This window comes from Hymenobacter sp. BRD128 (assembly GCF_013256625.1).
In the GTDB taxonomy this organism is placed as follows: Bacteria; Bacteroidota; Bacteroidia; order Cytophagales; family Hymenobacteraceae; genus Hymenobacter.
Window position 1 is genome coordinate 4,203,917 of the sequence record NZ_CP053908.1, and the last position, 12,740, is coordinate 4,216,656.

Genomic DNA, 12,740 nt, shown 5'->3' on the forward strand with positions numbered 1-12,740 from the left:
ACCCCTAAACTTGCGGTAATCACAGCTTTTCTTCCAGCCACAAGAAGCCCGCGGCCACTAGAAACAGCCCAAAAAACCAGCCTACTGGCCAGGGCTGCTGCACGGTGGTGGTTTCGGAAGCCTGGCTGAAGCTGGCTAGGGTAGCGCGTTGGCTCAGCGCCTGCTGCCGGGCCAGTAGCTCGGGCCCGCGCCAGGCCGCCGAGTCGTACACGTAGAAGCTATGCACCGTGCGGCCCGGCCCGTGCACCTGGTGCCAGCCGGCCGTGGCGGGCCAATACTGGGCGGTGCTCCACTCGGGCAGGCGGGTGTCCTGCGCCAGGGCTAGCTGCACGGCGGGGCCGCCCGCCAGCGGCTGCACGGTGGGCAGGCTAGCCGGCCGGGTGCCCGCCAGCCGCAGCGTAAGCGGCTGCTGCGGCCGCGGCCAGCGGCTCAGGGCTAGCCAGGTGGCGGCCGGGGCGGGCGGCGGGGTGGCGGCCATTAAGAGCTGGCTCCAGAAAGAAGCATAGGCCGCGGCCTGCCCTTGCAAGGCCCACCGAAACGTTTCGGGCACCACCGATACCACGGTAGCTCCCAGCCCTACGCGCCGGCTGGCGGCCACTACGGTCCCGCCTGGCGCCGTGATGAGTGGTTGCAGCGCGGCGCTGGGCCGCAGCCGGGCGGGCACCAGCGCCCGCACCACACCCGGCGCATCGGGCCAGGTGAGGGGCTGCGCTACGGCCCCGGCCGTGGGCAAGGGCTGCACGGCGAAGTCGGCGCGGGCGGGCGTGGCGGCGGGCAGGGCCGCGGCTTCAGCCAGCACGACTAGGCCCAGGCGGCCCTGCTGCACGGCGGTGCGCAGCGCTTGGCTTTCGCTGGTGGGCAGGCTGGCCAGGGTGGCGGCATCGGCCACTACCACGGCGTAGCGGGCGAGCAGGCCGGGGGTGAGGCGGTCGAGCGGCTGGGCCGGCTGGTTGAGAAACTCGGTTTGCACCAAGCCCCGGCTCACGCTGGTGCGCAGGGCCACGGCCCGGCCCGCGGCGGCCAGGTTATTCTTCAAAAACTTGAATTCGAAGCCCGGCACGGCGGCCAGCAGCAGCACCGGGGGCTGCGCAGCGGGTACTATTTCCAGGGGCAGCGGCTCGGTGGTGGCGGGCTGGCCCTCACGGCGCAGGCGCAGGGCATAGCGCGCCAGGCCCGCTACCTTGGGCTGGTAGCTCAGCCGGAAGGGGCCGCGGCCGGCCGGCAGCCGCACCGAGTCGCGGCTGGCGCCTTCGGCTTGCAGGCTTACCCAGGTGGAGCTAGCCCCGGCCACCGTGCCTTCTACGTCAAAGCGCTGGCCCAGCGTGAGGTGCTGGGGCCAGCCCGCGGCCTGCACGCCCGGAGGGGCCGGGGCGGCGTGGGGCACCACGGCCAGCGGCCCCAACGCGGGAAGCTCGGTGGCCGCCATGCCTTCACCTAGCACGTGCACCCGGCGCAGGGCCGGTCGCTGCTCGGCTAGCTTCAGCAGGCTGCCCAAGGCCTTGGCGCGGGCCGGCGGGCGGGTACCGTAGGCCCACACGGGCGTGCCGGCCCCGAGGCGGCGCAGCAGCTGGCGCAGCGTATCGGGCTGGTAGCCAGGCGTGAGGATAATGGCCGCGGCCTGGGTGGCGGGCACGGCGCGCAGCGGCGGGTAGGCCGTGTACCACAGCGCCAGCGGGGCGAGCAGGCTAGCCAGCAGCCGCCGCATCAGCCGGCGGCGGTCGGGCCGGCGCCGGGCGGCCACTAGCAGCCCCAGGGCTAGCGTGGCGAGTAATATTAAGGCAATGGTAGGCAAGGAATCGGGGGGCAAGCTAATGCTGTTTCGCGCGGTGTTTCGCAGTGTATGTCAGCCTGAGCGTGTATTTGGCTTTTACTAAAATTGCTTGTAGACCGTCATGCTTCGACCAGCTCGGCATGATGGTCTTTTAAATTCACCCATACGCGTTGAATAAAGGAAAACGGGCCTAGCGGCTCAACTCCTGGAAGTAGCGCCGGGCCAGGCGGTCGGGCGCGGGGGCTGGGGCGGCGGTGGGCACGGGCGCGGGCAGCAGGTTGGTAAGCGCGCGCTGGGCCCGGGGCAGGCAGGTAGCGCACGGCACGCGGCTGGCGCGGGCATCGGCCGCGAGCTGGCGCAGGGCGCGTAAGGCCGGTAGGTAGAGGCCAGGCATTTGCAGGGCGGCCTGGGCCAGCACAGCGCCCGCCTGTTCGAGGGCGGCGGCGGCAGCGGGGCGGGCCGGCTGGCCGCTTTGGGTGGCTAGCCAGCGCAGGGCGGCGCGCACGGCGGGCTGGGCCGGCGGGGCCGGCACGGTTTCCTGGGTGCGGGGGGCGGCGGCGCCCTTCAGCTCGCCGGTGAGGCGCAGCGTGGCCTCGGGGAAAGGCGTGGGCGTAAAACCGGCTTTCTTGACGTAGGCGCGGGTTTGCTGCTGCACCTGCTTGAGCAGGCGAAGGGCGCGGTACTCGTAGGGGCGAGCGGCGGCGGGCTGGGCGGTGCGCAGGCGCAGCTCGGCGGCCCACATCTCGTCGAGCACGGCGTGAAGCTTGGCCTTCACGGCTGGCTCCAGAAAGTCGGCGGTTTCGGCGTCGTCGTGCTTGTGCATGTAGGGGTCCATGAGCGCATCGGTGGCGGCGGTGGCCGAGGCGTTGCGGCCTAGCGGGGCTTCGGGATGATGGTCGTGGTCGTCGGCCTCGGCCTTCGGGGCGGCGGGCTTTTCATCGGCCGTGGGGGCATCGGCGGTGGGCGCGGCGGGCTCGTCGGCGGTGGGTGGGCCGGCCGTCACGCCGAGGCCCTTCTCGGCTTCTTCACCCAAAAACTTGCCGTAGCGCAGGCGCAGCGACTGCTGGTCGAAGCCCAGGGCGTTGGCGCGGTTGCTGAACTCGGCGGCCGTGAGCCTGGGCTTTTCGGCAATCAGCTTTTCGGTATCGATAATAATCTGGCGCTCCGAGCGAAAATAGGCCGGCGCGGTGTTCACGCCCATGCCCATGTCGAGGGCGCTGGCGGCGGCGGCCGTGTCCTGCCACTGCACGATAAAGGCGTCGGAGCGGGCGCTCTGGCCGTGGTTGTCGCGGGCCTGCACGTAGAAATACAGCTCGTCGCCGTAGGTCAGGCCGAGCTTGGGCAAATTCAGGAGGCTAGCCACGGTGGCCTCGCCCGGCTGGCTGCCTAGGTCAGTGCTCAGGTCGCGGCGCACTTCGTGAAATTTCACGGCCTCGCCCTGGCCCTGGGCCACGGTGATGACCAGCTCGGCCCGGCTGAGGCCATAGTCATCGCGCAGCGTGGCCTTGACGGGTACTTCCGGCCGGGTGCCCCTGGCGGCAATAAGGGTGTAGGGCTTAGGGGTTTGCAGGCGAATGCTGGGGGCTTGGTCGGGCCGCACGTCGATGGCGTAGTCGTCGGAAGTCTGCCTCGCAAAGCGCAGCCGGTAGAGAGTTGAGGCAGTGAGGGTTTGCGTAGCTTCAAACTGATTGGCTAGCCCTACGGCGGGCCGGAGCGACACCTTTTGGCTACCAATTTCCAGTATGGGCGCGTTGCCCGCCGCACGGTTTACGTGCACCAGCCAGCGCACCAGCGCCCCCTGCGGGCACTGAAACGAGGCGGCCGCCGGTGCAAACGCGGCCCGCCGCGTGTAGGCGGGGGGCGTCACCAGCAGCTCGACTTTAGTAAGGCGCGGGGCCGCGGCCGGCACGGGCCTGGCGGCATCGGGCGAGAAGCGCACGGCTACCGCGGCTGGGCTAGCCTGTGTGAGCTTGTTAGGTGGAGGAAGCAGCGCGATAATGGCCGCCGCCGCTGCTAATAGGCCACTAATAATGAGCGGTTTTTTAAACGAAAAAGGAAGTAAGGCTGGGCCATCAGTGAGCAATTGGGTGAGTTGCTCCGCTACGTGCCTGACTTGTAGCTGACCCAATAGCGGCAGGTCGGCCGGGTTTGATAACAGTAGTCCTGTGCTATCCTGAAGCGCTGGAAACTGGCGGTCTAACTGCCGGGCTACTTCTTCGCGGCCGAACTTACGCAGCGGCTCCATCCACCACCCAGATACTACCAGCAGCCCTACCACCGCCAGCGCTATCCATAAGGGTGGTATACTGGGCCACTGGTATTTACTACTCAGTAGTAACAAGCCAGTTGCCACCAGCGGCAGCAGCCCGCCGCTACTGTAGCGACTAGCATAACTCTGCCGCACGGCCTGCAGTTGAGCATGCGCTATTGCTTGGGTATGAAGCAGGCTGATTTCAGGAGCGGAGGCAACTGTTTGCGTCATAGTGAAAAAGGTAAAGGCCCTGCCGAGCGCCGCCCGGCCAGCCAGCGCTCCAGCCCGAATAACAGAGCCACGAGCAGCACCAGCCCGGGCCGCAGGTCGGTGAAGCGGTAGGCCACGGGCGCGGCGGCCCCCTGGCTAGCCAGCCGCGCCGGGTGCGGCGGCAGTTGGGCCGGGTCGAGGCGGCGTTGGTCGTAGGCGGTTAGCAGCGAGTCGGTACCGAGCTGCGGATTGGTCGCCAGCAGGTCGAGCAGCAAAGCCGGGAGAGCCGGGCTTTCGGCCAAGCTGCTCCAAGGGGCATTGAGGCGCGTAGTCAAGTGATAGCTAGCACCTTTCCCCTGTTGGGTTTCGGCTAATACGAAGCGGCCCCGGCCGTCGACCCAGCGTGGGGAGCTGCCCGCTGGCAGGCTAGCGCGGCCGCGGCGCGTAAGCAGGATGGGGGCGTCGCCAGCCGTTTCGGCGGTGGCTAGGGTGGCGGTATCAGGCAAGCCGGCGCCGGTTGCTTCCTGCCACAGGTGTAGGCCGCGCGGCACCTGGGCGCGCCAAGCAGCGGGCAGCGGACTATCGCCCAGCCAAAAAAGCCAGTCGGGCGCGCCGGCCGGGTCAGGTTCCGTGGTGCTTACGGTGAGGGCTAGCGGCGCGGGCAAACCCACGGCCGCCGCCCGCAAAGCGGCGCGCAGGTAGCGCGCCTCCGCAGCCGCGCCGGCCGGGGCATATAGCACCACGCGTACTGGGCCGGTGCGCACCGGCACCGCCGGCTGCGGCTGGGCCGAATCGGCCGGCGCCGGGCGCAGCTGGGGCTGGCCACCCACCGTTTCGTAGCGCAGCGGTGGCAGGCCGGCCACCGCCAGGGTAGCGCCTGGCCGGGGCCGCGCCACGCGCAGTACCCGGTAAGTCGTCTGCTTTTCGTTGCTCTGGCCCAGCAGCAGGCGGAGGCTGTCGGCACTGCCGGCGGCGGCTTGCAGCCAGGTGCTGGCCGCGCGGGTCGGAATGGTTTGCCAGGTGAGGCTAGCCGGCAGCGCCGGGTGCGGCCCGCTAGAAGTGCGCAGGGTGGCCGGCGTCACGGCGTGCAACGGCTGGCCCGGAAAGGAGTCGGCGGCCTGCTGCATGCGGGCCCAGGCCAGGTTATCGGGCCGCGCATTCGCAACCGGGCTTTTAAGCCCCAGCGAGTCGGCCTGCCACTCGGCACTGGTGATGGCGGGCAGCCCGGCCGCCAGCCAGCGCAGCGCATAGCCGCGCCGCCGCAGCGAGTCGAGGGCCGGGCGCACGGCGGCCAGGCGGCTGCCATCGGCCAGCTCGCGGCTTATCAGCACCTGGCCGCGGCCGGCGGGCTGGGGCTGCCGCCACTGCGGGCCGGCCAGCGCCCCGGCCAGCGCGGCCAGCAGGGCGGCGCGCAGCAGCAGCAGCCAAATCTGCTCCAGGCGGAGGTTGCGCAGGCGGCGATTGGCGCCGGCCGCTAGCCAGCGCAGGCTGCCCACCGCCACCTCGCGGCCGGGCCGGCGGTTCCAGAGGTGGATGGCCAGCGGCACCAGGAGGCCGAGCAGGGCAAGCAGCGCAGAAGGGTTGGCGAGGGTGAGCAATACCGCAGATTCAAACTGATTTAACGGATTTCGCAGATACGCCCGCTGCGCGAGCTGACTACGCTTCGTAGTACTTTCGGTGGTGTGGGACTCCGCGCTCGTGCACGAAAACCCTTCGTGCCTTCCGCGGTAAAAAATTACTTCATCAACTGCCGGCGTTTCAAAAACTCGCGCATAGCGCCGTCGAGCGGGTCGGCGGTGCTGAGCTGGTGGTAGTCGAGGCCCTGCTGGCGGGTGGTCTGGGCGGTGTCGCGCAGCCACTGGCGCAGCTGCTGCTGGTAGCCGGCGCGCTGCTGGTCGGCATCGAGCTGGATGGTCTGGCCGGTTTCGAGGTCGCGGAATGTGACGGGACCTTTATAGCTAAAATTCAGCTCGTTGCCCGCCACGAGGTGTAGCAGTAACACGTCGCCGCTGGTGGCGCGCAGGCGCGCCAGCAGGTGGTTTATCTCGCCGCTTTCCTCATATAAGTCGCTCACGCACACCGTGAGGGCGCGTTGGCGCCGGGCGGTGAGCGGAGCCAGCGTGGCGGTATCAGGGAAAGTGCCAGCCGCCTCGGCCGTTGCGAGGGCGTGGTAGAGGCGCGGCAGCTGCCGGGTATCGGCGCGGGCCGGGAAGTGCTGTAAGCCACCGGGGCTGAGGATAGTGAGGCCCACGGCATCGCCTTGCTTCTGGGCCAGGTAGGCCAGCGCGGCCAGCAGCAGCCGGGCGTAGTCGAGCTTGGTAAGACCATTGTCGTCGCGGTGGTTCATGCTGGCGCTGGCGTCGAGCACGAGGTTGATGACCAGGCTGGTATCGACTTCCGACTCGCGCAAAAAATACTTGTCCGAGCGGGCGGCCAGGCGCCAGTCGAGGCGGCGCAGGTCGTCGCCGGGCTGGTAGGGCCGGTACTGGCTGAACTCCATGCCCGCGCCCTGCCGGCGGCTGGCGTGCGCGCCCGCCAAAAAGCCCTCGGCCGCCTGGCGGGCGGCCAGCGGCAGGTTGCGCAGGGCGTAGAGGAGTTCGGGCGTGAGCATTAGGAGTAGTTACGTCGATGGTGCGGGGCTCCGCCCCGTGCCGGCTATTGGCGGGCCGCTGGCCCGCAGTCGTTGAACGATACTTGATGTGGCAGTGGTGCGGCTCCGTGCAGGCCAGCGGTCTGTTGGTAGCCGGCACGGAGCAGGGCCCCGCGCCATCGGGCTACACGGCCACGGCTTTCAGCAGCTCGCGCACGGCATCATCGGGCGTGAGGTTTTCGGCTTCGGCATTAAAATTCAAGAGCACGCGGTGGCGCAGCACGGGTGGGGCCAGGGCCTTGATATCATCGAGCGTGGCGGCGAAGCGGCCTTGCAGCAGCGCCCGCGCCTTGGCGCAGAGTATCAGGGCCTGGCCGGCGCGCGGGCCGGCGCCCCAGCGGCCGTAGTCTTTGATAAACTTCACCTCCGACGTAGCCGGGCGGGTGGCGCGCACCAGCCGGTTCACGAAGCTCAGCAGCTCGGGGCTGAGGCTGACCTGGCGCACCAGCTGCTGCAATTGCCGGATATCGTCGCCACCCAGCATGGGCCGCACCTCGGCGCGGGCCGTGCCGGTGGTGCCGCCCAGCACCGCCATTTCCTCCTGCTCGCTCGGGTAGCCGATGCGCACGTACAGCAAAAAGCGGTCGAGCTGGGCCTCGGGCAGCGGGTAGGTGCCGCTCTGCTCAATCGGATTTTGGGTGGCCAGCAAAAAGAACGGCTTGGGCAGCGCGTGCTCCTGGCCGGCGTAGGTCACGTGGCCTTCCTGCATGGCTTCGAGCAGGGCGGCCTGGGTTTTGGGTGGCGTGCGGTTTATCTCATCGGCCAGCACGAGGCTAGCGAAGATGGGGCCGGGGTTGAACTTGAACGAGCGCTTGCCGGTGCCGTGGTCTTCCTCCAGCACCTCGGTGCCCAGGATGTCGGTCGGCATGAGGTCGGGCGTGAACTGGATGCGGCGAAACGGCAAATCGGTGGCCTGCGCCAAGGTGCGCACCAGCAGCGTTTTGGCTAGTCCCGGCACGCCCTCCAGCAGGGCGTGGCCGCCGGCCAGCAGCGCCACCAGCACCTCGTCGAGCACCTGGCTCTGGCCCACGATGACCTTGCCGATTTCGGCCTTCAGCTGCGGTAGCTTAGCGAGTAAAGTTGTTACGTCTTGTTCGGTCATTATTTACTTGGTAATGAGCACTTATTAAAAACGTCTGTCATGCTGAGCTTGCCGAAGCATCTTGTTCGTTTCAATATGCACGCCTAGCAAGAAAGCGGGCAAGATGCTTCGGCAAGCTCAGCATGACAGACGCCACAGGGGCGTTTTCAACTTAGCGCATACAGCAGAATATTGACGCCAAACTTGGTGTTGTCCTCGGCCAGAAAGCGCTTGTTGCGAAAGTCATAGTCCCACTCGCAGCCGTAGTCTTTGTTGGAGTAAAGCACCCCTAGCCGGTTAGTGAGCGTGATGCCCTTGAGGTAGTCGTGCACCAGGTCGTCGCCCCAGCCATTGAGTTCGAAGCCGGTGTTGGGCGGGCCGTCCTTGAATTTAAAGAACTGGCTGTAAATGGGATGCGTCTTTGGGATTTTCTGCAACGCGCTGGCGCCGAAGCACACCCGCATCTGCTCTTCGAAGGAGCGGGCGAAGAGGCCGTCGATGTCGTGGTTGCAGTCGTCCACAAACACGAAGCCGCCGTTGCGCACGTACTGGATAAAGTTTTTTTTCTCTTGGGCCGAAAACTGCACCAGCCGGTGCCCGCTGAGGTAGCAAAAGGGGTAGTTGAACAGCTCGGGGCTATCCAGGGCCACTACTTTTTCCTTGGTTTCGACGGGCACCGTGGTGTACTGCACCAGCGAGTGCAGCAGGTTGGCGGGCATGCGTTCGTCCACGGCGTCCCAATCGCCGGAGTGGTAGCTGAGGCGCACGAAGGTGAAAGGGGCTGGCATAATGTGAAAAAAGGCGGCAAGCGAAGTGGCAAGGTTGCACCCAAAAACGATTCATTACGCATTCACGGCGCACGGCGCAACCTTTGTGGCTGCAACCTTTGCGCACCCCAAAAGCCCCTTCGTATGCGTTGGGGGGCTAGTGGCGGCCTGGGCGGCCTGGCCACGTAGCGCCCAGATTTTTGTTAACTTGTTCATACCCAATACCCATGAAAAATTTTATCCTAGCGGCTGCCCTGCTGCTCCTGGCTAGCCAGGCCCACGCCCAGTTCGGTATCAAAGGCGGAATTAATGAGGCCGTGCTCACGGGCCGCGTGGGCGAAGACGCCACGTATAAAACCTATTTTCACGCCGGCATCTTTTATGAGGCCAAGCTGCTGGGGCCGCTTTCCATTCAGCCCGAAGTGCTGTACTCGCTCCAGGGCGCGCAGCTGAAGGGGGCCACTACTACCGCCAACTACACCACGCAGCTCAACTACGTGTCGGTGCCCCTGCTGCTGAAGGCCACTTTGGGGCCGGTGTACGTGGAGGCGGGCCCGCAATTCAGCTACCTGGTTTCGGCCAATGAAAACGGCATGATTCAGGTGCGCAACGCCAGTGGTGCGCCGCTGTTCGTGAGTGCCGACCAGACCTCGACCAGCAACTACAAGCGCAACGATTTTGCCCTCGTGGCCGGCGTGGGGCTCAAGCTGGGCTCCGTGGTGCGCGTGGGGGGCCGCTTCGTGGCGGGCCTCAACGACATCAATAATGTGCAGTACCTGGTGGGCGTGAATGACCCGCAACTGCAAAACCGGGTATTTCAGTTTTACGCCGCATTCCAGCTGCCCAAGCTGTAAGGGGCTAGCCAGGACTGGCGACCGCTGCTAAAAAAGAACGTCAGGCTGAACAAAGTGAAGCCTGACGTTCTTTTTTAGCAGCGGTCGCCTACCACCGAAATCAAATAGCGTCCGAGAGGCTTGTAAACGTGAAATCCCGCACTTTCAGGGGTGGCACCAGGCAGCCGGCTAGCCGCACCGAGCGACCGATGGCCTCAATATTATTGAGCATAATAATGGGGCTCTCGTTGAAGCGCAGGTTCTTAATCGGAAATTTGATGGCCCCGTTTTCGATGTAAAACGTGCCGTCGCGCGTCAGGCCGGTGTAGAGCAGCGTTTGCGGGTCGACCTCGCGGATGTACCACAGGCGCGTGACCAGGATGCCCTTGGCCGTGCTCTTGATGAGGTCGGCGGTGCTCTGCGTACCGCCCGTCATGATGAAGCCGCTCGGGTAGGCGGTGGGCGCCACCTTATTTTTTTCGGCCCAGTAGCGCGAGTAGTACAGGTTTTTCACTACGCCCTTCTCTACCCAACTCATGCGGCTGGTGGGTAGGCCCTCGCCGTCGAAGGCATTGCCGGGCACCTCGGTATTGAGCGGGTCGGAGTAGATGTTGATGCGCTCGTCGAAGAGCTTGTCGCCCTTGCGGTTGCCGCCGCCCTTTCGGGTCAGGAAGCTGCGGCCTTCGTCGGCCGAGCGCGCGTCGAGGCCGCTCACCAGTCCGCCGAGCAGCGACAGGTCGTCGCCAGCCATGAGCGCGGCCGGCTCCAGAATCACGGTGTACTTGCCCGGCTCAATGGCCTTGGCGCCCACCGAGCCGGTAGCCTTGTCGGCCGCCCGCTGGGTCAGGGCCTTGAAATTAAGCTTGGCCGGGTCGGTGGCATCGGCCACGGCGTAGCCCGAGCCGCGCCCGTCGGCGGTGCGCACCGTCACCGAAAAGTCGGTATTGGTTGATTGCTGGTAGGCCTCCAGCCCCTTCGAGTTGCGCAGGGCCGTGAAGGTCGTGCCCCCGTTGAGAAAGCCGGCCGAAGTCAGGTTTTTGGCTGCGCACAGGGCCATGCTGTCGGCGGCGGCCTGGGCGCGGGTAGTGGGCGTGAGGGGCGCCGGGGCCGTCGAAGGCGGGTTGAGGTAGGCTTGGGGGCCTAGCAGCGGCACGTACTCGGGGCTTTCGGGGGCTAGCCGGGCTATTTCTTCGGCCCGCTGCACGCAGCGGCGCAGGGTGGCCTCGTCAAATTCGTTGCAGGTGGCAATGCCGCTGCGCTTGCCAAAGCGCGATTCGACGGTGAGCGACACGGTATCGGCCGCGCCGGCCGTGCTCACGCTGTTGCGGGCGTAGCGAATGTTGCCGGTGGTGCGCCCGCTCAGGCCCACTGCGCACTCGTCGGCGGTGCTGTAGGTGAGTACTTTTTTGAGGAGCGCCTGGGCTTCGTCTTTGGAGATAATAGCCATATTGATGATGCTATGTAATGGGCTAACCAGGACTAAACTTTGCGAGCGGTGTTAATCACGTTCACCCCGTTGAAGCGCGTGGTGGCCGAGCCGTGGCTCACCGACGAGCTTTGCATGGGCTGGCCCTTGCCGTCAAAGAAGGTGCCGAAGAGGCGGTAGTCGCTCTGGTCGCACGAGCCCTGGCAGGCACCCCAAAACTCCTGGGTGTTTGACTGGTACGCCACATCTTCGAGCGGCTCCGTGATTTTGCCCTTCTCGATGGCAAAGAACAGCTGGCCGCCAAACTGAAAGTTAAATCGCTGCTGGTCAATGCTGAAGGAGCCCGCCCCGGCAATGTAGATGCCCTTGTCGACCTTGCTCACCAGCTCGTCCACGCTCATTTTAGTGGGGCTAGGCTTGAGGCTGATGTTGGCCATGCGCTGAAACTGCACATCCTCCCACGACTGCGCGTAGCAGCAGCCGTCGCTAGCCTGCTGGCCCACGATGTGCGCCTGGTCGCGGATTTTCTGATAATCGACCAGTTTGCCGGCTTTGATGATGTCCCACTGCTTGGTTTTCACGCCCTCGTCGTCGTAGCCCACGGTGCCCACGGCGCCGGGCTGCAGCTTATCGGCCACGATGTTGACCTGCGGCGAGCCGTAGGGCAGGCCCTTCGCCTTCCACTCCAGGGTGGCGAAGCTGGTGCCGGCAAAGTTGGCCTCGTAGCCCAGCACGCGGTCGAGCTCGGTGGGGTGGCCCACGCTTTCGTGGATGGTGAGGCCCAGGTGGCCGGGGTCGAGCACGAGGTCGTACTTGCCGGGCGTCACCGATTTCATGGTCAGCTTGGCCCTGGCCTGCCGGCCAGCCGCGGCGGCATCGGCCAGCAGGTCGTAGCGCAGCTTGTAGCCGATGGTATCGGTGCCGCTAGGCCCGCGCACCTGCTCGGCGGCGCTGGGCGTGAGGTACTCGTAGCCCAGGCCCACGGGCGCGCTCAGCGCCTCGCGCGAGCGGAATTTGCCCGACTTGGTATCGACGGCCGTGGCGGTGAAGGTGGGCCAGAGGCGGTGAATATCCTGGTCGATATACGAGCCGTCGGTGCTGGCAAAATACTTCTGCTCATTCACTTGAAACAGCGCCGAGCTGATGTAATTGGCCCCGGCATCCATCGCCGCCGCGTTGGCGGCCAGCAGCAGGTCGGCCTTTTGCTTCACCGGCACTTCGAAGGCGCTTTGCACCAGGGGCGTTTTCCAGGTCACCTCGCCGTAGCCCGGCTGGGGGGCTAGCTGCACGGGCTCCTTCATCACGAGGCGGTTGGCCTTGGCGATTTCGACGGCCAGGCGGGCGGTGGCGGCCAGGCTGGCCTCCGTCACTACGCTCGTGGAGGCGAAGCCCCAGCAGCCGTTCACCAGCACCCGAATACCCACGCCGTAGCTCTCGGTGCTCACGATGTTCTGCACCTGCTTTTCGCGGGTAAACACGTATTGGTTGAGCGAGCGGCCGATGCGCACGTCGGCGTAGCTGGCGCCCGCGCTCTTGGCGGCGTTCAGCGCCGCGTCGGCTAAGCGCTTTTTCAGGATGGTGTCGGCGCCGGGCTCCAGCAGCCGGCTAGGGTCCACGCTTTTGGCCCCGAAGCCCGGCAGGCTCGGCAGCAGCAGGGCCGTGGCGCCCAGGCCGGTGAGGCCCACAAAGTTGCGTCGGTTCATGGCAGAAAAAAGGTGTAAGTGGTCAGAGAAAAGTAGGTAGCTGCGGCA

General features: G+C 66.2%; 9 protein-coding genes. 1 reads left to right on the forward strand and 8 read right to left on the reverse strand.

Annotated elements, in window-relative coordinates; genetic code table 11:
* Positions 1–19: 19 nt before the first annotated feature.
* The 6 genes from GKZ68_RS18645 to GKZ68_RS18670 form a co-directional block, all read right to left on the reverse strand.
* Entirely contained in the window at positions 20–1,792 is a 1,773-nt protein-coding gene (locus GKZ68_RS18645; RefSeq protein WP_173117443.1) for a hypothetical protein, read from the reverse strand.
* 169 nt (positions 1,793–1,961) lie between these two features.
* Entirely contained in the window at positions 1,962–4,016 is a 2,055-nt protein-coding gene (locus GKZ68_RS18650; RefSeq protein ID WP_173117445.1) for a hypothetical protein, read from the reverse strand.
* A 233-nt stretch (positions 4,017–4,249) separates the two neighbouring features.
* Complete coding sequence (locus GKZ68_RS18655) at positions 4,250–5,830, reverse strand: BatA domain-containing protein (RefSeq protein WP_173117447.1); 1,581 nt, start codon at positions 5,828–5,830, stop codon at positions 4,250–4,252.
* A 137-nt stretch (positions 5,831–5,967) separates the two neighbouring features.
* Positions 5,968–6,843: a DUF58 domain-containing protein gene (locus tag GKZ68_RS18660; protein WP_173117450.1), complete on the reverse strand. Its 876-nt coding sequence runs from the start codon at positions 6,841–6,843 to the stop codon at positions 5,968–5,970.
* Positions 6,844–7,006: 163 nt separating this feature from the next.
* Positions 7,007–7,984, reverse strand: coding sequence for a MoxR family ATPase (locus tag GKZ68_RS18665; RefSeq protein WP_173117452.1), 978 nt, complete (start codon positions 7,982–7,984; stop codon positions 7,007–7,009).
* Between the two features lie 146 nt (positions 7,985–8,130).
* The gene (locus GKZ68_RS18670; protein WP_173117454.1) at positions 8,131–8,751 is read right to left on the reverse strand and encodes a DUF4159 domain-containing protein; all 621 of its coding nucleotides are present in this window, start codon (positions 8,749–8,751) and stop codon (positions 8,131–8,133) included.
* 206 nt (positions 8,752–8,957) lie between these two features.
* On the opposite strand from GKZ68_RS18670, the gene GKZ68_RS18675 reads away from it, so the two are divergent.
* The gene (locus GKZ68_RS18675; RefSeq protein ID WP_173117456.1) at positions 8,958–9,584 is read left to right on the forward strand and encodes a porin family protein; all 627 of its coding nucleotides are present in this window, start codon (positions 8,958–8,960) and stop codon (positions 9,582–9,584) included.
* A gap of 100 nt (positions 9,585–9,684) precedes the next feature.
* Here GKZ68_RS18675 and GKZ68_RS18680 read toward each other — a convergent pair whose 3' ends face one another.
* Positions 9,685–11,010 carry a TldD/PmbA family protein gene (locus GKZ68_RS18680; RefSeq protein WP_173117458.1) on the reverse strand — a complete coding sequence of 442 codons (1,326 nt, stop codon included), beginning with the start codon at positions 11,008–11,010 and terminating at the stop codon, positions 9,685–9,687.
* A 32-nt stretch (positions 11,011–11,042) separates the two neighbouring features.
* Positions 11,043–12,692 carry a TldD/PmbA family protein gene (locus tag GKZ68_RS18685; RefSeq protein ID WP_173117460.1) on the reverse strand — a complete coding sequence of 550 codons (1,650 nt, stop codon included), beginning with the start codon at positions 12,690–12,692 and terminating at the stop codon, positions 11,043–11,045.
* Between the last annotated feature and the right edge of the window lie 48 nt (positions 12,693–12,740).